The organism is Microbacterium sp. (assembly GCF_017305435.1).
GTDB lineage: Bacteria > Actinomycetota > Actinomycetes > Actinomycetales > Microbacteriaceae > Microbacterium.
In genome coordinates, this window is sequence record NZ_JAFKIP010000003.1 from 264,733 (window position 1) to 287,042 (window position 22,310).

The 22,310-nt window shown below is 70.8% G+C and carries 21 protein-coding genes, 1 tRNA gene and 1 riboswitch; of the genes, 5 read left to right on the top strand and 17 right to left on the bottom strand.

Features of this window, described 5'->3' with window-relative positions:
• Positions 1 to 71 precede the first annotated feature (71 nt).
• Positions 72 to 1,787, bottom strand: coding sequence for a glycerol-3-phosphate dehydrogenase/oxidase (locus J0I43_RS04595; RefSeq protein WP_292859756.1), 1,716 nt, complete (start codon positions 1,785 to 1,787; stop codon positions 72 to 74).
• Positions 1,788 to 1,911: 124 nt separating this feature from the next.
• On the opposite strand from J0I43_RS04595, the gene J0I43_RS04600 reads away from it, so the two are divergent.
• Positions 1,912 to 2,901 carry a sugar-binding transcriptional regulator gene (locus J0I43_RS04600; RefSeq protein ID WP_292859759.1) on the top strand — a complete coding sequence of 330 codons (990 nt, stop codon included), beginning with the start codon at positions 1,912 to 1,914 and terminating at the stop codon, positions 2,899 to 2,901.
• A 53-nt stretch (positions 2,902 to 2,954) separates the two neighbouring features.
• On the opposite strand, the gene J0I43_RS04605 is transcribed toward J0I43_RS04600, so the two are convergent.
• From J0I43_RS04605 to J0I43_RS04615, 3 genes are all read right to left on the bottom strand, one after another.
• Complete coding sequence (locus J0I43_RS04605) at positions 2,955 to 3,743, bottom strand: energy-coupling factor transporter transmembrane protein EcfT (protein WP_292859762.1); 789 nt, start codon at positions 3,741 to 3,743, stop codon at positions 2,955 to 2,957.
• Positions 3,740 to 5,251, bottom strand: coding sequence for an ABC transporter ATP-binding protein (locus J0I43_RS04610; protein WP_292859766.1), 1,512 nt, complete (start codon positions 5,249 to 5,251; stop codon positions 3,740 to 3,742). Before J0I43_RS04610 ends, J0I43_RS04605 begins: the two co-directional genes overlap by 4 nt.
• A 4-nt stretch (positions 5,252 to 5,255) precedes the next feature.
• Complete coding sequence (locus J0I43_RS04615; protein WP_292859769.1) at positions 5,256 to 5,918, bottom strand: ECF transporter S component; 663 nt, start codon at positions 5,916 to 5,918, stop codon at positions 5,256 to 5,258.
• Positions 5,910 to 6,020: riboswitch (TPP riboswitch) on the bottom strand. Its footprint overlaps the gene before it by 9 nt.
• 35 nt (positions 6,021 to 6,055) lie before the next feature.
• Here J0I43_RS04615 and J0I43_RS04620 point away from each other — a divergent pair.
• Positions 6,056 to 7,489 (top strand): D-alanyl-D-alanine carboxypeptidase, encoded by a 1,434-nt coding sequence (locus J0I43_RS04620; protein ID WP_292859772.1) that lies wholly within the window; start codon positions 6,056 to 6,058, stop codon positions 7,487 to 7,489.
• A gap of 6 nt (positions 7,490 to 7,495) precedes the next feature.
• Here the strand turns inward: J0I43_RS04620 and J0I43_RS04625 are convergent, their stop codons facing one another.
• The 9 genes from J0I43_RS04625 to J0I43_RS04665 all read right to left on the bottom strand — a co-directional run bounded on the left by J0I43_RS04625 (position 7,496) and on the right by J0I43_RS04665 (position 15,828).
• Positions 7,496 to 9,085, bottom strand: a complete 1,590-nt coding sequence (locus tag J0I43_RS04625) for an SLC13 family permease (protein ID WP_292859775.1) — start codon at positions 9,083 to 9,085, stop codon at positions 7,496 to 7,498.
• 22 nt (positions 9,086 to 9,107) lie between these two features.
• Positions 9,108 to 10,400, bottom strand: coding sequence for an NAD(P)/FAD-dependent oxidoreductase (locus tag J0I43_RS04630; RefSeq protein WP_292859778.1), 1,293 nt, complete (start codon positions 10,398 to 10,400; stop codon positions 9,108 to 9,110).
• The gene (locus tag J0I43_RS04635; RefSeq protein ID WP_292859781.1) at positions 10,397 to 11,230 is read right to left on the bottom strand and encodes an aspartate/glutamate racemase family protein; all 834 of its coding nucleotides are present in this window, start codon (positions 11,228 to 11,230) and stop codon (positions 10,397 to 10,399) included. The genes J0I43_RS04630 and J0I43_RS04635 overlap by 4 nt, the downstream gene beginning before the upstream one ends.
• Positions 11,227 to 11,874, bottom strand: coding sequence for an amino acid ABC transporter permease (locus tag J0I43_RS04640; RefSeq protein ID WP_292859784.1), 648 nt, complete (start codon positions 11,872 to 11,874; stop codon positions 11,227 to 11,229). Before J0I43_RS04640 ends, J0I43_RS04635 begins: the two co-directional genes overlap by 4 nt.
• Positions 11,871 to 12,533: an amino acid ABC transporter permease gene (locus tag J0I43_RS04645; RefSeq protein ID WP_292859787.1), complete on the bottom strand. Its 663-nt coding sequence runs from the start codon at positions 12,531 to 12,533 to the stop codon at positions 11,871 to 11,873. The genes J0I43_RS04640 and J0I43_RS04645 overlap by 4 nt, the downstream gene beginning before the upstream one ends.
• A gap of 1 nt (position 12,534) precedes the next feature.
• On the bottom strand, positions 12,535 to 13,320 hold the full coding sequence (locus J0I43_RS04650) for an amino acid ABC transporter ATP-binding protein (protein WP_292859790.1): 786 nt from the start codon (positions 13,318 to 13,320) through the stop codon (positions 12,535 to 12,537).
• 93 nt (positions 13,321 to 13,413) lie between these two features.
• Positions 13,414 to 14,286, bottom strand: coding sequence for an ABC transporter substrate-binding protein (locus J0I43_RS04655; RefSeq protein ID WP_292859793.1), 873 nt, complete (start codon positions 14,284 to 14,286; stop codon positions 13,414 to 13,416).
• Positions 14,287 to 14,332: 46 nt separating this feature from the next.
• Entirely contained in the window at positions 14,333 to 15,049 is a 717-nt protein-coding gene (locus J0I43_RS04660; RefSeq protein WP_292859796.1) for an SDR family oxidoreductase, read from the bottom strand.
• On the bottom strand, positions 15,046 to 15,828 hold the full coding sequence (locus J0I43_RS04665) for an SDR family NAD(P)-dependent oxidoreductase (protein ID WP_292859799.1): 783 nt from the start codon (positions 15,826 to 15,828) through the stop codon (positions 15,046 to 15,048). Before J0I43_RS04665 ends, J0I43_RS04660 begins: the two co-directional genes overlap by 4 nt.
• A 54-nt stretch (positions 15,829 to 15,882) precedes the next feature.
• Between J0I43_RS04665 and J0I43_RS04670 the strand changes: the two genes are divergently transcribed.
• A complete protein-coding gene (locus J0I43_RS04670; protein WP_292859802.1) occupies positions 15,883 to 16,806 on the top strand; it encodes a LysR family transcriptional regulator in 924 nt (307 codons plus the stop codon).
• Between the two features lie 36 nt (positions 16,807 to 16,842).
• On the opposite strand, the gene J0I43_RS04675 is transcribed toward J0I43_RS04670, so the two are convergent.
• The 4 genes from J0I43_RS04675 to J0I43_RS04690 form a co-directional block, all read right to left on the bottom strand.
• Positions 16,843 to 17,280 (bottom strand): MarR family transcriptional regulator, encoded by a 438-nt coding sequence (locus J0I43_RS04675; protein WP_292859804.1) that lies wholly within the window; start codon positions 17,278 to 17,280, stop codon positions 16,843 to 16,845.
• A 52-nt stretch (positions 17,281 to 17,332) separates the two neighbouring features.
• Positions 17,333 to 17,806, bottom strand: coding sequence for a MarR family transcriptional regulator (locus tag J0I43_RS04680; RefSeq protein WP_292859807.1), 474 nt, complete (start codon positions 17,804 to 17,806; stop codon positions 17,333 to 17,335).
• A 1-nt stretch (position 17,807) separates the two neighbouring features.
• Entirely contained in the window at positions 17,808 to 19,532 is a 1,725-nt protein-coding gene (locus J0I43_RS04685) for an MDR family MFS transporter (protein ID WP_292859810.1), read from the bottom strand.
• Positions 19,533 to 19,692: 160 nt separating this feature from the next.
• Positions 19,693 to 19,783: transfer RNA gene (locus J0I43_RS04690), tRNA-Ser, on the bottom strand.
• Between the two features lie 111 nt (positions 19,784 to 19,894).
• Between J0I43_RS04690 and J0I43_RS04695 the strand changes: the two genes are divergently transcribed.
• Both J0I43_RS04695 and J0I43_RS04700 read left to right on the top strand, forming a co-directional pair.
• Positions 19,895 to 21,313, top strand: coding sequence for an MFS transporter (locus tag J0I43_RS04695; RefSeq protein WP_292859813.1), 1,419 nt, complete (start codon positions 19,895 to 19,897; stop codon positions 21,311 to 21,313).
• 4 nt (positions 21,314 to 21,317) lie between these two features.
• Positions 21,318 to 22,271 carry an L-lactate dehydrogenase gene (locus J0I43_RS04700; protein ID WP_292859816.1) on the top strand — a complete coding sequence of 318 codons (954 nt, stop codon included), beginning with the start codon at positions 21,318 to 21,320 and terminating at the stop codon, positions 22,269 to 22,271.
• Positions 22,272 to 22,310 lie beyond the last annotated feature (39 nt).

Below are 22,310 nucleotides of genomic sequence, written 5' to 3' on the forward strand. Positions count from 1 at the left end.
GGGTGGCCTGAGGAGGGACCGGCGTCAGGCCGCGCCGGAGTCGTGGGCGGGGAGCGCGTGCGCTCCCCGCCTCAGTGGGTGAGGGCGGCGACCCCCGCGTGGCCCAGGTCGACGCGATGCGCGTCGCGCAGACTCGCCGTGGCCGCCTCGATCTCGGTGCGTGTGCGCGCGGCATCCCAGCCGAGGGCGGGCGCTGCGGCATCCGCGATCTCCGCGAGCGTCTCGGGCGTCATGCCGCCGACGAACGCGACCGACGTACGGCGCAGCAGCAGGTCCATGAGGTTCACCACCTCCTCGCGCTCCGCGAGGAAGGCGATCTCCTCGCGGGAGTAGCCGGGGGCGTGCTCGAGAGGATGCTGCGCGACCGGAAGGGCGGTCAGGAGCTCCGCTGCATAGGTGCCGTAGCGCTCGAGCATGCGGTCGGCGAACGCCGCCTCGTGAGCGCCGCGGTGGGCATCGATCCAGCGGGCCCGCGCCCCGGCATCCTTCGGGTAACCCGCTCCCCCGCCGATCGCGAGGTTCGCCGTGGACTGTGTGCGGCGTCGGCCGAGGAGTGTCAGCGCGTCGTTCGCGACATGCTCCGACAGCGCCCGGAACGTCGTCCACTTGCCGCCGACGAGGCTCAGCACCGGTGTACCGGCGAGGTCGCCCTGCTCGACGCGGTAGTCGCGCGAGACGAACCCGGGGGCGACGTCGTCGTGCCGCGGAAGCGGACGGATGCCGGAGAAGCTGTAGACGATCTGCTCGCGCGTGACGGCGATGCGGGGGAAGACCTGCGCGATGAGGTCGAAGAAGTAGTCGATCTCGTCGTCGGTGCACACGACCGGCTTCGTCGGATCGGCGTCGATGTCGGTGGTGCCGACCATGACGCGCCCCTTCAGCGGGTAGATGAGGACGATCCGGCCGTCGGATGCCTCGAAGAAGATCTCGTTGCCGCGGGTCGCCGCGAGCAGCTCGTCGTTCTCGAGCACGATGTGCGAGCCCTTCGTGCCGCCCATGAAGCGGGTCGGCGCACCGAGCGCGGTGTTGGTCAGGTCGGTCCAGGGACCGCTGGTGTTGACGATGACCTTCGCGGTGAAGGCGAACTCCTCGCCGGAGACCTCGTCGCGGAGGGTCACGGCGCTGCCGGTCGCGCCGACCGCGCTGACGTAGTTCGCCGAGCGCGCGGCGCCCTCCTGCTGACCGTCGCGCAGGACGTCGAGGGCGAGGCGCTCAGGATCGTGCATCGATGCGTCGTAGTAGGTCGCGGTGTAGGCGAAGCGGTCGTCGAGGTCGGGGAAACGCTCGCGTGAGGCCTTGCGGCCGTGGAACGTGTGCCGCGGCACCGAGCCGCCGTCGCGGGAGAACGTGTCGTACATCGTGAGCCCGACCTTGATGAGCAGCGCCCCGCGCTCGCGCGGCTTGCCGCGACCGTGCGTGAAGAGGAGACGGAAGGGAGCCGTGAGGATGCCCGAGAACGTCTTGTGGATCGGGATCGTCGTCGGGAGCGGCTTCACGAAGTGCGGCGCGTTGCGGACGAGCGCGTTCCGCTCGACGACGGCCTCCTGCACGAGTCGGAACTCGCCGTTCTCGAGGTAGCGCACACCGCCGTGGACCATGTGGCTGGATGCCGAGGACGCACCCGACACATAGTCGCCGCGCTCCACGAGGGCCACGTCGACCCCCTGCAGCGCGAGATCGCGGAACGTCGCGACGCCGTTGATGCCGCCGCCGATGACGAGGACATCGGCCTCGGGGCGCTCGCGGAGCGCCCGGACGCTCGGACGGAGCTGTGTCGTGTCGATCATCGTCGATCCTTTCCTCGGTGACGCGTCCTACACTTGAGCAACTGCGCACGTTCGCACAAGTCCCCTTGCACGAATGTGCGACCACCGGGAAAAAGAGCACGATCGTGCAGGAAGGCGAGCCCCGATGGAGTCCGACGACGTCACGAACGTGCGCACACGGGACGCGCTGCGCGCCGCGCACCTCTACTACGTGCAGGAACTCACGATGGAGGACATCGCGACCGAGATGCGGATCTCCCGCTCCTCCATCTCGCGCCTCCTCGCCCACGCGCGCGAGATCGGGCTCGTCGAGATCACGGTGCACTCACCGCAGGACGGCATCGACAGCCTCGCCGAGCGGATCACCGATCTGTTCGGCGTGACGGCGGAGATCGTGCCGACGCCCGTGCGCGCGAGCGACGCGGAACGCCTCGCCCGCGTCGCCCGCTCGGCGGCACGCCGTGTCGCGACCCTCGCCGACGACAACATGAGCATCGGCATCGCGTGGGGGGCGACGGTCTCCGCCGTCGCACGCGAGCTGCCCGCGCGACGGCTGCACAACGTGCACGTCGTGCAGATGAACGGCGCCGCCAACCCGATGACCTCGGGGCTGCCGTACGCGTCGTCGATCCTCGAGCGCTTCGCGAATGCGTTCGGCGCCGACGTGCAGCTGTTCCCCGTGCCGGCGCTCTTCGACGACCCGCACACGAAGGACCTCATGTGGCGCGAGCGGTCGATCCGCCGGGTGCTGGACGCGCAGGACGACATCGGCATGTTCATCTTCGGCCTCGGCTCGCCGCGCGCCGACGTGCCCTCGCACGTCTACTCCGGCGGTTACCTCACCGGCGAGGACTCCCGCGCGCTCCTGCGCGACGGCATCGTCGGCGACTGCGCGACGGTGTTCTACCGCGAAGACGGATCGAGTGACGGCATCGACCTGAACCGACGCTCCAGCGGGCCGAGCTTCACGGCGATCCGGCGCATTCCCCGCCGCGTCTGCATCGTGTCGAGCCTCTCGAAGCTGACGGCGCTGCGCGGCGCGCTCGCGGCCGCGCTCGTCACCGACCTCGTCGTCGACGAGGGCGTGGCCCGCGCCCTCGTGAGCTCTGCACCCGCGCGGTCGACGCGGCGCTGATCTCGCCGCGCACGCTCGCGCGGCTTGCGCCGCTCAGCGCCACTCAGCGCCACTCAGCGCGGACCGAGGATGAAGTTCCACGTGCCGGCGAGCACCGCCGCCCCGACGGCGAGCGCCGAGATCGCGGCGCCGATCGCGAGGAGGCCCCATTCGGCGGCCCCGAAGCGCGACGTCCGCGCCCATGTGCGCGGCACGGGCGCGCCGAAGCCCCGCGCCTCCATCGCCGTCGCGAGCTTCGACCCCCGCCGGATGGAGAGCACGAGCAGCGCGAACGCCATGCCGACGAAACGCCGGATGCGTCCGCGGTCGGCGACGCCCCGCGCCCGCCGGGCGAGCTCGAGCGCACGCCAGTCGTCGAGGAAGAGCCCGACCATCCGGAGGCCCGCGAGCGCTCCGAGCACGAACCGCGCGGGCAGGTGCGCGACCTGTGCGAGCCCGTCGGCGAGGTCGGTCGGATCGACCGTGACGAACAGGACGACCGAGGGCAGCGCGACGGCGAGCACCCGCAGGAATGCCGCGAGCGCGAGCGCCAACGACCCCTCGCTGACGCGCACGACGAACCACTCCAGATAGATCTCGCCGGATGCCTCGCCGTACAGTGCGATCGTCAGCGCCGTCAGCGGCGCCGCGAGCCACACCGGCCAGGTGCGCACCCAGAACTCGCGCCAGGTGAGCCCTGCGAAGACGAACAGCACGCACTCGAGCACGAGGGCGACCGCCGCCGAGACCGGGTCGAGCGTCAGGATCAGCGGCACCGCGATGAGCGCGCTCGCGGCGAGCTTGGCGACGGGGTTGATCCGCGCGACGGCGCCCGTTCGCGCGCGGGTGTCGAGGAGGGTCACGGCGCCTCCCCCGCGGCCGTCCCCGCCGGCCCGGTGAGCGCGTACCGCTCCGCGTGCAGCGCCGCGACGACCGCCTCGTCGTGCGTGACCGCGACGATCGCACCCCCCTCGTCGCGCAGGGCCGCGAGGAGGGCGACGAGTTCGGCCCACGTGCGCGCGTCCTGACCGAACGTCGGCTCGTCCAGCACGAGGACGCGCGGCGAGGTGGCGAGGGCCGCAGCGACCGTGAGACGGCGCTTCTCGCCCCCGGAGAGCGTGTACGGGTTCGCACGGGCGAGGGGCGTGAGCCGCAGCCGCTCGAGCAGATCGTCGGTGCGGGCCGCGATCTGCGCATCGCTCGGGCCCCGCGCCGACCGCTGCAGCGCCCGCGGGCCGACCTCGAGCTCGTCCCGCACGGTCGTGCGCAGCAACTGGTGCTCGGGGTCCTGGAACACCGTCCCGATCCGGGTCAGCAGCTCGCGCGAGCGCCAGCGGATCGGGCTGTCGCCGGCCCCGGCATCCAGCGTCTCGGCGGCGACCACGCCGCCCGCGGCGGCGGGCAGCAGTCCCGCGAGCGTGAGGGCCAGCGTCGATTTGCCGGCGCCGTTCGGGCCTGTGATCGCGAGCGCGGCGCCGGCGCGCACATCGACGTCGAGGCCCGACGCGACGGGCACGCCCCGTACGCGCGCGACGGCGAGACCCCGCCCGCGCAGCAGCACCTCCCCGGGGGGACGTTCCGGCGCGGGCGGCAGGGCAGGCGGGATGCCGGGGACCCAGACCCCCGCGGCGGCGAGCGCGGCTCCGCGGGTGCCGAGCACGGCGTCCGGCGCGCCGTCGGCGACGACGCCCTCCGCGCCCAGGACGATCACGCGGTCGACGAGCGGGAGCCACACGTCGACGCGATGCTCGACGACGACGAAGGTCGCGCCGGTGGCATCGAGCACGCGCCCCACCGCGTCACGGACCTCGGCGACACCCGCCGGGTCGAGGTTCGCCGTGGGTTCGTCGAGGAGCAGCAGGCCCGGCCGCATCGCGAGCGCGCCGGCGAGCGCGAGGCGCTGCTTCTGCCCTCCGGAGAGCGCCTTGGTCGGGCGGTCGAGAGGAACGTCGAGACCGACGGCATCCAGCGTCTGCCGCACGCGGGGCCAGATCTCTTCGCGCGGGATGCCGAGGTTCTCGCACCCGAACGCGACATCGTCGCCTACGCGGGCGAGGATGACCTGCGCGTCGGGATCCTGCAGGACGAGCCCCGACCGACCGCGCGCGGCCGCGGGGGGCTCGCCGTCGACGAGCAGCTCCCCGCGCGACTCGCCCTCCTCGTCCCCGCCCAGCACGCCCGCGAGCGCGTGCAGGAGCGTCGACTTGCCCGCCCCGGATGCACCCAGGAGCAGGACCCGCTCGCCGGGGTCGATCTCCAGATCGACCCCGGCGAGCGCCCACGCCCGACGCGACGCATGCCGCCAGCCCCACCCGCGCGCGGAGACGCGCGCGGGTGGGGCTGCGGGCGAGGCTGCTGTGGAGCCGGGCATCCCGTCAGACGAGCTCGCGCCGCTCGCGGCCCGACGCGAAGCGATCGAGCGCGCCGGTCGCGGCGATGCCGCGCGCGAGGAACCACGACAGGGCACCCGCGATGACGGCACCCGAGACGGTGGTGCTGATGAGGTAGATGACGGTGAACGCGGCATCGGCTCCGGCGTACCAGAGGATGAGGTTGTTGATGCCGCCCGCGAGCGCCGCGCCCGCGCCCGCGAGGATCGCGACCGGCAGACTCCACGCACGGTAGAAGAAGACGAGGAAGATGATCTCCGCGCCGAGGCCCTGCACGAGGCCGGCCTCGAGCGTGAGGAACCCGCCCCACTGGTTGCCGACGAGCGCCGAGACGACGGCCGCGAGCGTCTCGGTGTAGATCGCGGCGCCGGGCTTGCGGATGATGAGCGCACCGAGCACGCCCGCGAACAGCCACGGTCCGTCGAGGAGGCCCTGCAGGCCGGGAAGCAGCGGCTCGAGGAGTGTCTTCGGGCCGAGGTAGCCGATGTTCCAGAGCAGGAAGATCAGGCCGGATGCCACGCCGATGACGCTCGCGACGACGATGTCGACGACCCGCCAGCGCAGGCGTCCGGAACGGGGGCCGTTCGGTCGGGCGCCGCTGGCGGCATCCGACGAGCGGACGGTGGATGGGGACGCAGACGCGTGCATATTCTCTCCTCCCTGCGCCGGCATGATCCGGATCAGGTTCGACGGTCGAAGCGTGGATCGCTTCCTCTCAGCCCGGCTTACCGGACTCCCGTGGGTGTGACGATGAGTATAGCCGTGGACCGGGTAACTTTGGTCGGGTGACCATCGAGGACGCCCCCGTGACCTCGCGGCGGGCGCATCGCGAGTCGGTGGCGGCCACGACCGACGAGAACGCCGTGGCGCCGGGCACCGATGCCGTCGTCGTGCGCAACGCGCGCGGACGGCAGGCCCTCGGCTGGCTCGAGGACGGCACGGTCGCCCTCCGCACGACGCCAGGCACCGAGATCGCACCCGACCTGCTCGCGCGGCGGCCGCACCGCTCGCCCCTGCGACCCGGCGTCGTCGTGCCGATCCTCTCAGGCCTCGGCGTCATCGGCGCGTACGCGGCGACCACACTGCTGTGGCCGCTCTGGGCGGTCGCGCCGCAGATCGCTCCGGTCGCCCTCCCCGACCTCGTCGGAGCCCCGACCGCGATCGTCTGGCCGGCGCAGGGAGCCGCCGCCGTCGGGGTCGCCGGGATCGACGCGACACCCGCATCGACCGGTGACGCCGTGCCGATGGCGAGCATCACGAAGCTCGTGACGGCGCTCATGGTGCTCGATCAGATGCCCCTCGCCGTCGGCGAGAGCGGCCCGTCGTTCGCGTTCGGCGAGAGCGACCAGGAGACCTACTACGACTATCTCGCCGAGGACGAGTCCGCGCTCGACGCCCCCGTCGACGGCAGCCTCAGCCAGTACCAGATGCTGCAGGGCATGCTGATCGGATCGGCCGGCAACTACACCGACCGCCTCGCGAGCACGATCTGGCCGACCGACACCGTGTTCGCGAAAGCCGCACGTGCGTGGCTGGATCGCAAGAACCTGCCGGGCATCACCGTCGTCGAGCCGACCGGGATCGATCCGGCGAACACCGCCGACCCGGCATCCCTCATCACGCTCGCGCGCCTCGCGCTCGCCAACCCCGTCATCGCCGAGATCGTGCGGACCCCGGTCGTCGACCTCCCCGGCGCCGGCCAGGTCGTCAACACGAACGACCTGCTCGCCGATCCGGCGATCGTGGGCCTGAAGACCGGCAGTCTCACCGACCTCTACAACCTGCTCGCCGCGAAGGTCCAGCCCGTCGGCGACGCGACCCTGCGGGTGTACGCGGTGGCGCTTGCGCAACCCGACGACGCGGCGCGCGACAGCGAGACCGCGCGCCTGCTGAGCGACGTCGCAGCCGAAGCCTCCGTGCCGACCGTGCTGCCGACCGGGACCATCGTCGGCACCGTCACGACGGCGTGGGGGGCGACGTCGCAGGTCGTCACCACGAGTGACCTGTCCCTGCTGCTGTGGAACACGCAGGCGGCTCCCGTGGCATCCGACCTGTCGCTCGGAGACGCCCGCGCGGCGGACGCCGAGGTCGGCACCGTGTCGACGAAGGGTCCGCTCGGGGCGGCGTCGACGGGCGCACGCCTGACCGCCGACATCCCCGACCCCGACCCGTGGTGGCGCCTGACCCACCCGCTGCAGCTGTTCGGCCTCGCGGACTGACCGCCGTCAGAACGGCCAGACGAGCGGCACGTAGAGCACCGCGACGGCGAGGTAGACGATCATGAGCGGGATGCCGAGGCGCCAGTAGTCGCCGAAGCGGTACCCGCCCGGCTGCAGGACCATGAGGTTCGCGGGCGTCGCGATCGGCGTGAGGAACGACGCGGCGCCGGCGACCGTGAGCGCCATCATGAACGGCAGGATGCTGAGCTCGAGGCTCTGCGCGATGGCGACCGCGATCGGCGTCACGATGAGGACGGTCGCGACGTTCGAGATGAACTGGCCGAGCACCATCGTCACGACGCAGAGGACGAGCAGCGCGAGCTGCGGCGCGCTGTCGCCGATCGCCCCGAGGACGACGTCGGCGACCCGCGCGGCGGCGCCCGTCGCGATGAAGGCCGCCGAGAGTGGCACCATGCCGGCGATGAGGATGACCGTGGTCCACTCGATCGCGCGATAGGTCTGCGGCACGGTCAGCACGCGGGTGAGGATGATCGCGCCCGCCGCGAGGAGGCCCGCGACGGCAGGGGGCACGAGTCCGGTCGCGAGGAGCACGATCATCACCCCGAGGATCACGAGCGCGCGCTTGGCCCCGCGGCCGAGCGGCACGGCGCGCTGCACGGCCTGCGGCGGGGTCACGGCGATCACGTCCGCCGACCGCGTGTAGTGCGTCAACGCACCCCAGGGCCCCTGGACCAGCACGGCGTCGCCGGCCTGGAGCGTGAGCGTCCCGCTGCCCGTCGTGCGGGTCGCGCCCGCGCCATCGTCTTCGCCTCGGCGCAGCCCCAGGATGACGAGGCCGTCGTCGCGCGTCGTCATCCCGACGGTGACGGTGCGCCCGATGAGGCGCGAGCGCGGCGCGACGAGGATCTCGGCGACGCCTTGCCGCGCGCTGAACAGCGCCCCCGTCTCGAGGGAGACGTCGTAGCTCGAACGCAGCGCGCGGGCGAGCTCACTGGGGTCCGCGGCGTCTCCGAAGTGCTCCGGTGTGCGGGCCGGCAGCAGGCGATCGCCGCCGAGCGCGACCGTCGCCACAGTGAGGAGGACGAGCGGGATGCCGACGAGTGCGAACTCGAAGTAGCCGAACTCCCGGCCGCCGGCCGCCGCCGCGGCCTCGGAGACGACGATGTTCACGGGCGTGCCCGTGAGGGTGAGCAGAGAGCCGGCGCTCGCGGCGAAGGCGAGCGGGATGAGCAGCTTCGACGGGACGAGCCCCGCCCGCACCGCGACCACCACGACGACCGGGAGCAGAGCCGCGACGGCCCCGTTGATCGAGATGAACGCCGACAGCACCGCCACCATCGCGCCGATCACGACCGTGAGGCGCACGCGCCCGGTGCCCGCCCTCGTCACGACCTGCTGACCCAGCCAGGCGGTGACTCCCGTGGCATCCAGCGCCTCGCTCACGACGAAGAGGCTCGCGATGAAGAGGACGGTCGGGTCGCCGAACCCCGACAGCGCCTCGCCGAGCGTGAGGACGCCCGTCGCCCAGAGAGCGAGAGCGACCCCGACCGAGACGACGGCGAGCGGAACCCGGCCGCTGACGAACGCGACGATCGCGACGCCGAGGATGAGGAAGGTCCAGGCCGCGGCATCCATGGCATGAGCCTAGACCGCGCGATCATCCGGCCGTGGACAGAGCCCCCGCCCGCGACAGCGCGAACGCATCGAGCAGTCGCTCCGTATCGGCGAGCTGCTCGAGCCACGTGAGCCGCACGATGTCGACACGGTCGTCCGCATCCTGCAGCTCGCCGAGGTAGGCCGCGAGCGGAGCGAACCCGCCCGCACGCTCGTGCAGATCGAGCATCCGGATGGCGAGCTTCGTCTGAACGCCGTAGATCGGCAGCTGCGGACCGCGGGGGGCCGTCAGCCCGATGAAGTACAGCTTCTCGAGGCCCTTCGGTACGATCCCGCCACCGTATCTCAGCGGCACGGCCGCCCGTCGCTCAAGGAGCGTCTCGTCGAGGAACGGCAGCGACACGTGGAACCCCGTCGCCCACAGGATCGTGTCGTACTCGCCGCTCGTGCCGTCGGAGAAATGGACCGTCGTCCCGTCGATCCGGTCGATCGCGGGGCGGATGTGCACCCGTCCGTGCTGCACCCAGTAGAGCAGCAGGTCGTTGACGACCGCCTTGCCCTCCGCGAGGGTCGCGGCCTTCGGCGCCGGCATCCCGGCATAGTCCTTCGCCTCGCCGATCGACACCTTCGCGAGCATGCGCGCGAGGAAGTCCTGCTCCTCCGGAGAGAATCCGGCCAGCCAGGCGATCTCCTGCCGCGGCACCCCGAAGTACGACTTGGGCTGGAAGAACATCCCCTCACGCATCACGATGTCGACCTCGAACCGATGCTGTGCGGCATCGACGGCAAGATCGCACCCCGAGTTGCCGGCGCCGACGACGAGGACCCTGCGCCCCGCGATGTCGGACGGGTTCCGGTATGAGCCCGAGTGCACCTGCGTGCCGGTGAAATCCGCGCCGATCGCGGGAACCTTCTGATCCCACAGGTGCCCGTTGGCGACGAACACCCCGTCATAGTCCCGCCGCTCCCCCGTTGACAGCGTCACCGTCCACCCGGCGGAGCCGAGGGGACCGGCGGACGGGCGCGGCGACACCGCGACGACCTCCACGCCGAACCGGACCTTCTCATACAGGCCGTGCTCACGGGCGTAGGACCCGAGGTAGTCGCGGACCTGGTCGCGGCGCGGGAAGTAGGGGTAGTCCGTCGGCATCGGGAAGCCCTCGAAGCCGGTCATGTCGCGCGACGTGATGAGGTGCAGCGCGTCGTAGTCGGTGTTCCAGTGCCCGCCGACGCGGTCGCTCTTCTCGAAGCAGTCGACGTCGTAGCCGGCCTGGGTGAGTTGGACGAGCGCGGACATACCGGCGGCGCCGGCACCGATCACGCAGTAGACGGTCATGGGGTGGTTCCTTCCTGGGGGATGGGCAGCGGCGTCGAGCCGAGAAGACGATGGGATGCCGAGGCGAGCGCCCGGTGCCGCGCGTGGACCGGCCGCAGGTATCCGCGGGCGGTCGGCGCGATGCCGGCATCCGCGAGGGTGCGCAGGTGCAGGGCGTGCTCGAGGGCGATGCGATTGCAGTCGAGGATCGGCACGTCGGCGGCGGTCGAGACCGCCGTGTAGCCGTGGGCGGCGAAGATCGGGGCGAGGTAGCCGCAGCCGACGACGATCGCGTCGGCGCCGTCGTCGACGGCACGCCGGGCCGTCGCGTCGAACCGGCTGATGAGGTCGGTGGGGTCCTCGATCGCCCGCAGCACGTCGAGGTGGGTCGATTCGGGGGCGTACGCCCGCACCGGCCGGTCCATGAGGAAGCCGGCCGACCCGAGGGCGTCGATCTCGTCGGCGAACACCGGGACGAGGCTCTCCGCCACCGTGACCACGACGGCGCGGCGCGCGAGCGACCCGACGGCCCGGACGTTCGCGTCGGCGAGCCCCGTCGCCGGGATCCCGACGGCGGCGCGCACCGCCGAGGTCGGCGCGCCCCAGCAGCCGATGACGAGCGCATCCGCCGCGTCCCCGGCATCCACCTCGACGGCGCGTGCGAGGACTGCGGCATCGCTCAGCAGCCGGTTGGGCGCCGTCCGGATGCCGCCCGCGTCGATTCCGGCGTGGACGACCCGCGTCGCGACCCGCCCCTCTGCCAGCGCGTCGACCCGATCCGCGAGGAACTCCCACAGCGGGGCGAGCTCGGGTGCACCCGCCGTCGCCTCCAGCCAGACGAGCGTCTTCACGCGTACCCCCTGTTCAGTCGGCGTTCGACCCACACCGACAGCCAGGTGGTCGGTACGGCGATCGCGGCGTAGATGAGGCCGGTGACGGCGTAGACGAGGAGGTACTGGAACGTGATCGTGCTGACCTGGTACGCCTGGCTCATCAGTTCGTTCACCGAGATCGAGTAGGCGAGCGAGGTCCCCTGAAAGGACATGATCGCGAGCCCCATGAGCGCAGGGATCGACGCCCGCAGCCCCTGCGGCAGCACGACGCGCACGAATGTCGTCGTGCGCGTGAGGCCGAGCGCGGCCGCCGCCTCCCGCTGACCGGACGCGACGGACTGGATGCCGGCGCGGATCATCTCGGAGGAGTACGCCGCAGCCGTGAAGGTGAGGCCCAGCACCGCCGCCCAGAAGTTCTCGAAGAGCACACCCAGCGCGGGCAGCCCGAAGTACACGATGTAGAGGACCACGAGAGCGGGGATGCCGCGACCGATCTCGACGAGGATGAGGCACGGCCAGCGCAGCCAGCCCCGCTGCGCCGACACGCCCAGCGCGAACAGCAGCCCGATGAGGTACCCGAAGACGACCGAGAGCGCGGTCAGCTGGAGGCTCACGACGAGGCCCTGCCCGAGACGTGGCAGGTATTCGGCGAGATCGATCACGCGATCGCCTCCTTCCGGAGCTTCGTGTCGAGCCGGCGCGCCGTGATGGCGATCGGCAGCGAGACGACGAGATAGACCGCGGCGGCGAGGACGAACGGGACGATGCCGGCGACGGCGGGGTTCTGCCGGGCGAACATCGTCGCCTGGAAGACCATGTCCGCGACACCGATCGTCGAGGCGATCGAGGAGTCCTTCAGGAGGGAGAGCAGAAAGGTCGCCATCGACGGCAGCGCCGTGCGGAACGCCTGCGGCACGAGCACGCGGGCGAAGGTCGTGACGGAGCCGAAGCCGAGCGCCGCGGCGGCCTCGGACTGCCCTCGCGGCACGGTCGCGAACGCACCGCGGTAGATCTCGGCGAGGTAGGCGCTGGAGATGAGGCCGAGGCCGACGATCGCCGCGGAGAGCGAATCGAATCTGATGGTCCCGACCTGCACGCCGAAGTAGATCAGGAAGAGCCAGACGATCGGCGGCACGCCGCGGATGATGTCCACGACGAAGCGCAGCAAGAGCCGGAACGGAGTGATCCGGGAGCGCAGCCCGAGCATGAGAGGGATGCCGAGGACGAGCCCGATGAGGTAGGCGAGCGCGGTGACCAGGAGCGTCATCGGCAGCCCCATGAGCACGAGCAGCATCGCGCCGCCGATGTCCACGCCAGTCATCTCACCGCTCCAGGACGGCGCTGAGGAACCGCCGGGTCCGTTCCTCGCGCGGGTCGGCCATCACCTCGCGCGGAACGCCCTCCTCGATGATGTGCCCGTCGGCCATCACCACGAGGTGGTCGCCGACGTCGCGAGCGAACTGCATCTCGTGAGTGACGACGATCATCGTCATGCCGGACTCGGCGAGCTCCCGCATGACGGCGAGCACCTCGACGCCCACCTCGGGATCCAGGGCGCTCGTCGGTTCGTCGAACAGCATGGCGCGCGGGTTGAGAGCGAGGGCCCGCACGATCGCGATGCGCTGCTGCTGGCCGCCGGAGCATCGCCCCGGGTGCTGGTGCGCCTTGTCCTTGAGCCCGACGCGCTCGAGCAAGGTGAGCGCCCGAGCCTCCGCCTCCTCGCGGGAACGGCCGAGGATCTTCTCCTGCGGGAAGGCGACGTTGCGCAGGACGCTCAGATGCGGGAAGAGATTGAACGACTGGAACACCATGCCCACCTGCCGGCGCAAGGCCAGGAGATCCCGATCGGTGACGCGGCGCCCGGCGTGGATCGTCTGCGTGCCGACCGTAATCGTCCCGGCATCCGGTGTCTCCAGCAGGTTGACGCACCGCAGCAGCGTGCTCTTGCCGGACCCGGACGGACCGATGAGGGCCGTCACGCTGCCTGGAGTGACGGTCATCGAGATGTCATCGAGGACGAGATGGTCGCCGAAGCTCTTCGACAGTTGTTCGATCGTCACGCCCGCGATGGCGAGCTCGTTCGCCTGGGTGATGAGGGGTCGTGCCACGAGTACTCCTCGGATTCGGGGCCGGGACGGCCGATGGGAGGGATGCCGCGGGCGGGGCGGCCGGTCGGCGCGGCGCCCCGCCCGGGCGATGCGTCAGCGGATGGACGTCGCCGCCTTGTCCGCGGGGACGATGAGCGAGTCGGGCAGACCGTAGCTCGCGTTGAGCTCGGCGAGCGTTCCGTCGGCGCGGAATCCGTCGATGAGCGCGCTGAAGGCATCGGCGAGCGCCGTGTTGTCCTTGTCGATCGGGAACGCGATCATGGGCTGCTCGGTCGTGATGGCGACACGGTCGTCCTCGGCGGCGGGCTTGACCACGAAGTCGGTGTCGGCGTAGGCCACCGTGGCGACCGCGTAGCCGTCGAGTGCCGCCTGGATGCGCCCGTTGATGAGGTCCTGCTTCATCTCCGCCGTGCCGGGGTAGGTCTTGAAGTTGCCGCCGAGGATGCGGGACATGTCGGCCTCCCACGAGAAGCCCGCCCCGGAGCCGACGGCACCGACGCTCTCGAGCCCGGACACCGTGTCGATGCCGTCCTTCGAGATGATGCCCATCGAGTCGAAGAACGTCGGGCTCGTGAAGCCGACCTGCTGCGCGCGGGCCTCGGTCACGTACCATCCGCCCGTGATGATGTCCGTGCGGTGCTGCTCGCTGATCATCGGGATGCCGTTGGCGTAGGTGATCGGGACGAACGCGAGCGCGAGGCACTCGGCTTCCGCGAGCTTGCGGACGACGTCGATCTCGAGCCCCGCAGCATCCGTGCCCTTGGTCTGGGTGTACGGGAGGTTCTCCGGGACTCCCACGGTGAGCGTGCCGGGGGTGAAGGTGGTCAGTCCTTCGTGAGCGGGAGTGCAGTCCGCCGAGACGGTCGAGGCGGGTGCGGCTGCGCCGGCGCAGCCGGACAGCAGCAGTGCGACGGACGCGGCGGACACGAGCGCGGTGAGCGCGCGGGCGCGGGTGGTGCGGGGCATGGCTTCCTGCTTTCTTGATGGTCGGGTACAGCGCGGGTCGGAGGGGTCAGACGGCCGTGAGTCCGCCGTCGATCGTCAGGACGGAGCCGGTGACGAACGCGGATGCGGGCGAGATCAGGTAGGTGACGAGCGGCGAGATCTCCTCAGGGCGGGCGCGGCGGGCGAGCGGCGCCGTCGACGAGGTCCCGCCGATGGGCTCGTCGTCGTTCATGGGCGTCGAGACACCGCCCGGGCAGATCGCGTTGACGCGGACGGCGGGCGCGTACTCGACGGCCGCGACGCGGGTGAGTGCGAGCAGCGCGGCCTTGGAGGCCGAGTAGGCGGCGTAGCCGGCCGAGCCGACGAGCGCCGCCGTCGACGAGATGTTGACGATCGAGCCCTCGCCGCCGGTCATGAGCGGCGCGAGGGCGCGGATGCCGAGGAAGGCGCCGAGAGCGTTCACCCGGTCGTGCAGCAGCCAGGTGGCGGCATCCGTCTCGGCGATCGTGCCGTAGCGGAGGATGCCGGCGTTGTTGACGAGCCCGACGAGATGCGCACCCGAGCGTTCGAGCGTCGTCGCCAGAGTGCCCCATCCGCCCTCGTCGGCGACGTCGAGCGAGTAGTAGCGGGCGTCGGCGCCGGATGAGCGCAGTGTCGAGGCGACCTCCTCACCCGCATCGTCCATGCGGTCGGTGAGGACGAGCGCATAGCCCGCGGCGGCGAGCGCGGCGGCGTGCGCGGCTCCTTGACCACGGGCGGCGCCGGTGATCACGACGGTGCTCATCGCATGACATCCGCTCCCGAGAGCACGATCGTCTCGCCGTCGAGGAAGGCGCCGTACTCGGGCTGGGAGACGAGCCAGACCCATGCGGCGATCTCCTCGGGGGTCGCCACGCGGCCGAGGGGGATCGACGCGGCGGCCGCCTCCATCCGGCCCGTCGCGGAGTTGCCGGGCGTGGCGACCCATCCGGGGGCGATGCCGTTGACGCGGATGCCGTCGGGCGCGAGCTCGAGCGCGAGCGACTTCGTCAGCATCACGACCGCGGCCTTCGAGGCGCCGTAGAGCAGCTGGCCGCGCGATACCGTGAAGGCGTCCACGGACGCGAAGTTGACGATCGAGGCGCCACGCCGCAGGCGAGGTCGGGCGGCCGCGATGACGTTCAGCACCCCCAGGACGTTGATGTCGAAGATCCGCCGGTACGTGTCGTCGTCGTAGGTGGCGAGAGTCGTCGGCGGGTAGACGCCGGCGATGTTGGCGACGACGTCGATGGCCCGTCCCGGTGCCAGCACCGCCTCGAGTGCGGCGGCGACGTCGTCACGAACGCGGACGTCGGCGACGATCGGGAGGAGGTCGCCCGCGTCGGCTGCCGGCGGCGCGGCATCCGACGCGACATCGAGGGCCACGACCGTGTACCCCCGGTCGAGGAACACCTCTACCGCGCTGCGCCCCATGCCGCTGGAGGCCCCGGTGATCAATGCCACCGGCTTGGTCGTCGTGTCCACGTGTGCCCTCTCGGTCGTCTCGTCGTCGTGCAGGACAAGTCGACCATCGAGGAAGACCAAGGACAATCCTCAAACCAGTATGCTGACTATAGGAAGTTCCTTGAGATGAGGACCATGTCGCACCCCACGATCCGCCAGCTGCAGTACTTCCTGACGGCGGCGCGATTGGGAACGTTCTCCGCCGCAGCCGCCGAGCACCACATCGCACAGCCGAGCCTTTCGGAGCAGATCTCGGTGCTGGAGACGAGCCTCGGGCTCAAGCTCTTCAGCCGCACGTCACGGCGCCTGCTCCTCACAGACGTGGGCAAACAGCTCGTGCCACTCGCCGAGAAGACGCTCGCCGATGCGGGCGAGATCGCCGACTTCGGCCGCCGCGTCCGGTCTCTCGAAGAGGGCACGGTCCTGTTCGGCACCTTCAACAGCGCCCACCTCTACCTGCTAACCGATCTGATCCGGGAGTTCCACGCGCGGTACCCCGCGGTCCGGGTGAAGGTGACCGGATTGAACTCGTCCGAGGTCGCCGAATCGGTGCGTGCCGGCGATCTGGAAGCCGGAATCGTCCAGCTGCCGATCGATGACCGTCAGCTGCAGTTGACGCCTGGAGTGTTCGTGGATCACGTCGTCTACGTGTCACGGAACCCCGAGCACACGCGCACGCCCATCGATATCACGACCCTCGCGACGCGTCCCCTGATCCTCTCGGAAGCGCGATGGTCACAGGACGACCCGTTGCGCGTCTCGCTGCTCGAGCGTGCTCAGGCGGCCGGCGTGCGGCTCGAGCCGATCATCGAGGTCGAGTTCCAGACGCACGCCCTGGAGCTCGCCGCCCAGGGCGTCGGGGACTCGCTGGTCTCGTACCACGTCGGGCGTTCGGTGATCGCGGAGCGCGGCCTCTACATGGCGCCGCTCGTCCCCTCCGTCGAGGAGCACTACGCGTTCGTCACGCGGCGCACGGGTTCCATCTCTCCTGCGACGGCGGCATTCATGACGCTCGCGCGTCAGATCCTGGCGCGACTCGGCGCGCCCGAGACCGGGTAGCGCTGGGCGGCGCGGATCGCGCGCGTGGCTCGCGCGTCAGCGGGCGAGGTCGCGCAGCAGGGCGGAGACGAGCGCGAGGTCGTCGGCGCTCCAGGCATCCAACCGCGCCCCGAGGCGGGCCTCGCGGTCGCTGCGCGCCACCGCGATGCGTTCGCGGGCGAGGTCGGTGACGGCCAGGACGCGGGCCCGCCGATCGGCGGGATCTGGCCGGCTCTCGACGAAGCCGAGCTCTTCGAGCTGGCGCAGCTGACGACTGACGGCCGACTTGTCGGTCTGGAACCGCTCGATGATCTCCCCTGCCGACGTCACCGTGCCGTCGGCGATCGCGACGAGCACGCGATACCCGAGCGGCTGCAGATCCGGGTGCACCGTCGCCGCCGCCTCACGCCAGTTCACGCGGATGCGCGCGAAGAGCGCCCCGAAGTCCTGCTCGAGACGGGCGATCGCGGCATCCCGATCGGAGGTCGCGCTCATGACCGCAAGTGTACGGGGAGAGCGGTGCGAGCCCGGATCGGGCCGCGCCGCGTCACATCTCCGACAGACAGCGGAACACCTTGCCCGCCGCGTCGAGCTCCTCGGGGGCGAGATGCGCGAGCACCTCTCTCAGGCGCGCGGCGTACTCGACCCGCACGTCCGCGAGCGCGGCCTGGGCTGCAGGGGTGGCCGTGAGCACCCGCTGCCGCGCATCGCGGTCGTCGGGGCGCGACACGATGAGGCCCCAGTCCTCGAGGGCGCGCACTTGACGGCTGATCACCGACTTGTCCATCTCGAACAGTTCGGCGAGCTGATGCGCGTTCGCCCGATCGCTCCGCGCGATGCACGCCAGCAGCTTGTACCCGGCAGGCTGGAGATCGGGGTGGACGCGGGCCGCGGACTCCTTCCACTGCGCCCGAGCACGACCGAAGATCATGCTCAGGCGCAGCTGGAACTCGCCCAGCGACGCGTCCAGGTCGTCGCTGTGCGCGACCTCGTCGACCCCGCCCAGCGCTGCCGTGGTCATCTCAGCGCCCGCGCTCCGCGTCGTCGTCGGTGAGGATGCCGACGCGCCCGGTGGAGACGGAGGCATCCGCGCCCTCGGCCTGCAGCCGGATCGCCTCGGTCGGGGTGGAGGCGCCGACCTCGGCCTCGGCCACCCCGATCGCCGACTCCTCGGCCTGCTCACGCAGGTGCTCGGCGGCGGTCTTGGTCGACAGCGGCTTGTTCTTCACGAACGCGATCGCGATGATCGCGAGCACGGCGAGCGGGATCGCGATGACGAAGACATCGGCGATGCCGTGCCCGTACGCCGATTCGACGAGTGCGCGGATGGAGTCGGGAAGCGCCGACACCTTGGGCACGTCACCCGAGCCGAGGGCCTTCAGGGCGTCGATCTCGGCCTGGCTCGACGGGGTGAAGCCGGTCAAGGCATCCGTCATGTAGTCGGTGACCTTGGTCGCGAGCATGGAGCCCATGACCGTCACGCCGATCGTGCCGGCGATCGTGCGGAAGAAGTTGACGTTCGAGGATGCCGCGCCCAGCTGCGTCGGCGGGGTGTCGTTCTGCACGATGAGCGTGAGATTCTGCATCACCATGCCGAGGCCCGCGCCGAGCACGAACATGTACACCGCGACGAGCGAGAACGCCGTGTCGTAGCGGAGCGTCGACATCAGGGTGACACCGATGAGGGTGAGCACCGAGCCGGTGAGCATCCAGCCCTTCCATTTGCCGAACCGACTCACGAGCTGGCCGATCACGATCGACGCGCCCATCTGCCCGACGATCATCGGGATCGTCATGAGGCCCGACTCGGTCGGCGTCGCGCCGCGCGCGAGCTGGAAGTACTGCGCGAGGAAGACGGAGGTCGCGAACATCGAGACGCCGATGGCGATGGATGCCAGGACCGAGAGCGTGAAGGTGCGGTTGCGGAAGAGCGACATCGGCACGATCGGCTCCGCGACGAAGAACTCGACGGTGACGAAGGCGATGATCGCGGCGATGGAGACGACGCCGAGCATCCAGCTCGTGCCCGAGTCCCAGGCGAACTGGCTGCCGCCCATCGACACCCAGATCAGGAGGGTCGATACGCCGACAGCGAGGAGGACGATGCCGAGGTAGTCGATCGACACCTTCGCGCGCTGCGGCTTGGGCAGGTGCAGAGTGAACTGCAGCAGCACGAGTGCGACGATCGCGAACGGCACGCCCACGAAGAAGTTGGCACGCCAGCCCCACCAGTCGGTGATGAGACCGCCGAGGAGCGGGCCGCCGATCGTGCCGAGGGCCATGATGCCGCCGACGACGCCCATGTACTTGCCGCGCTCGCGCGGCGAGATGATGAGCGCGACGGCGATCATCACGAGCGACATGAGGCCGCCGACGCCGATGCCCTGGATGACCCGGACGGCGATGAGCATGTTCGTGTCGGTCGAGAATCCGGCGATGACGGTGCCGACCGTGAACAGGATGAGCGAGAGCTGGATGAGGATCTTGCGGTCGACGAGGTCGGCGAGCTTGCCCCAGATCGGGGTCGAGACGGCGGTCGCCAGCAGGCTCGCGGTGATCACCCAGGTGTACTGCGACTGGGTGCCGCCGAGGTCGGCGATGATGACGGGCATGGACGTCGAGACGACGGTGCCCGAGAGCACCGCGACGAACATGCCGACGATGAGGCCGGAGATGGCCGTGAAGACTTCGCGCGGGGTGCGCTGCGGGGAATGATGCGTGTGGTGCGATGCGGTGACGGCGGTCAAGAGGGGTCGTGCTCCTTGCTGAAAGTTGATCGGCGTCAACCATATCTCATTAGTTGCGCTTTGTCGACTATCGATACCGGTCAACTATTACGCGGGCGCGAGCACGGGCGCCCGAACGCAGATCAGCCCCCGCTCGAAAGCAGGGGCTGATCTGGGAGAATGGCGGTGACGGTGGGATTTGAACCCACGGTAGGGGGTTACCCTACACAACTTTTCGAGAGTTGCACCTTCGGCCGCTCGGACACGTCACCGTCGACCATCTTACGACAGTCCGGCGGATGCCGCGAACCGGCGTGATCCCACCGATCCGACCGATCACCGGCTCACCCCACGGTGTCGGCGCCACGTCCTAGCGTGGGACCATGACCGATCGGATGACGCCGCAGCAGCGCCTCGTCGTCACGATCGCGGTGCTGGGATCGTTCGTCGCCTTCCTCGACGGCACCGTCGTGAACGTCGCGCTCCCCGCGATCGCGCGCGAGCTCGGCGGCGGACTGTCCACACAGCAGTGGGCGGTGGACGCCTACCTTGTGACCCTCGGCGCGCTCATCCTCGTCGCGGGCGCGGCGAGCGACGCCTACGGACGCCTGCTCGTCCTGCGGATCGGTCTCATCGGTTTCGGCGTCGCGTCGGTCGCCGTCGCCGCTGCACCGTCGATCGAGCTCCTCATCGCCGCTCGCGCCCTCCAGGGCGTCGCGGGCGCGTTCCTCGTGCCGAGTTCGCTCGCGCTCATCACGTCGACCATGGCCGAGCCGGTGCGCTCGCGAGCGATCGGGCTGTGGACCGCACTCACGACCGGCGCCATGATCGTGGGCCCGCTCCTCGGCGGCGTCATCGTCGACAACCTCTCCTGGCGCTGGGTCTTCCTCATCAACGTGCTGCCGATCGGCGTCGCCCTCGCCCTCCTTCCACGACTCGACACCCGCGACGAGCGGCGCCCGGACGCGCGCATCGACTGGATCGGCGCGGCCCTGTGCACAGCGGGGCTCGGGCTCGCCGTGCTCGCGCTGATCGAGCTCCCGACCGCGGCCGGCGGCCCCGCGACGCCGTGGCTGTGGGGATCGCTGGGCCTCGGCATCCTGCTCTTCGCGGGCTTCGTCCTGCGCCAGCGCACGGCGTCGCCCCCGCTCCTGCCGCTCGACCTGTTCCGCAGCGGCACCTTCTCCGCCGGCAATCTCGCGACGCTCTTCATCTACGCCGCGCTCTCGCTCAACGGGTTCGTCGTCTCCGTCTATCTCCAGCAGGGTGCGGGCCTCTCCGCGACGCTCGCGGGCCTCGCGAGCCTGCCCGCGACGATCCTCGTCATCGCACTGAGCTCACGCATCGGCATCCTGTCCGGCCGCCTCGGGCCGCGCCTGTTCATGACCGTCGGCCCGTTCGTCATGGCGGCGGGATGCCTCCTGCTGCTCCTCGTCGGCACCGACTTCGACTACTGGTGGCAGGTCCTCCCCGCGATGATCATCCTCGGCCTCGGCCTCGCGATCACGGTGTCGCCGCTGACGGCGGCGATCCTCGGATCCGCCGACCCGGCCCGCTCGGGGATCGCCTCGGCGGTCAACAACGCGGTCGCGCGCGTCGCGGGCCTCCTCGCGATCGCGTCGCTGTCGGCGATCATCGGCGGCGCGCTCGACCTCGCGGGGTTCCACCGGGTCGCACTCGTCACGGGGGCGCTCCTCGTCGCGGGATCGGTGATCTCGGCGATCGGGGTACGCAATCCGACGCGGCGGGCGCCACGCCCGCCGGACGGCAGTGGCACGGGGTCACGCGCACTGTCAGACTGAACGCATGAGCGTGATCGAGAACTCGAAACTGACCGTCGTCGGCGCTGGAGCAGTCGGCTCGTCCGTCGCCTACGCCGCCCTCATCCGCGAATCGGCGCGCCACGTCGCGCTCTACGACATCGCCGCCGCGCGCGTCGAGGCGGAGGTCCTCGACCTCGCCCACGGCTCGCAGTTCACCGGCTCCAGCGACATCATCGGCGGCGCCGACCTCGACGTCACCGCCGGTTCGCACGTCGTCGTGATCACCGCCGGCGCCGCACAGAAGCCCGGGCAGACGCGCATCGACCTCGCCGGCATCAACGCGAACATCCTCCGCTCACTCGTCCCCGACCTCCTCGAGCGCTCCCCCGACGCGATCTTCGTCGTCGTCACGAACCCCGCCGACGTCATGGCGGTCATCGCGCAGGAGGTCAGCGGCCTGCCGCGCGAGCGCGTCTTCAGTTCGGGCACGGTCCTCGACACCTCGCGCCTGCGCTGGAAGATCGCCCAGCGCGCGGGCGTCTCGATCTCGAGCGTGCACGCGTACATCGTCGGCGAGCACGGTGACACGGAGTTCCCGCTGTGGTCGCACGCCACGATCGGCACGGTGCCGATCCTGGAATGGCAGCCGCTCGACGGCCAGCCCCGCTTCACCGTCGAAGAGCTCGACCAGATCGCCGTCGATGTGCGGGATGCCGCCTACAAGGTCATCCAGGGCAAGGGCGCCACGAACTACGCGATCGGCCTCTCCGGCGCGCGCATCGTCGAGGCGATCCTCGGTGACGAGCACACCGTCATGCCCGTCGCGACCGTGCTCGAGGACTTCCACGGCGTCAGCGGCGTCGCGCTCTCGGTGCCCTCGGTCCTGTCCGCGGTGGGAGCCCAGCCCATTCGCGAGACCACGTTCTCGCCCTCCGAGCTCGAACTGTTCCACCACTCCGCCGACGCGCTGCGCGAGGTCGCCGACTCGCTGCGCTGACCCCCTTCTGCCCTCGCGGGAAAAGGGACGCCATGTCGG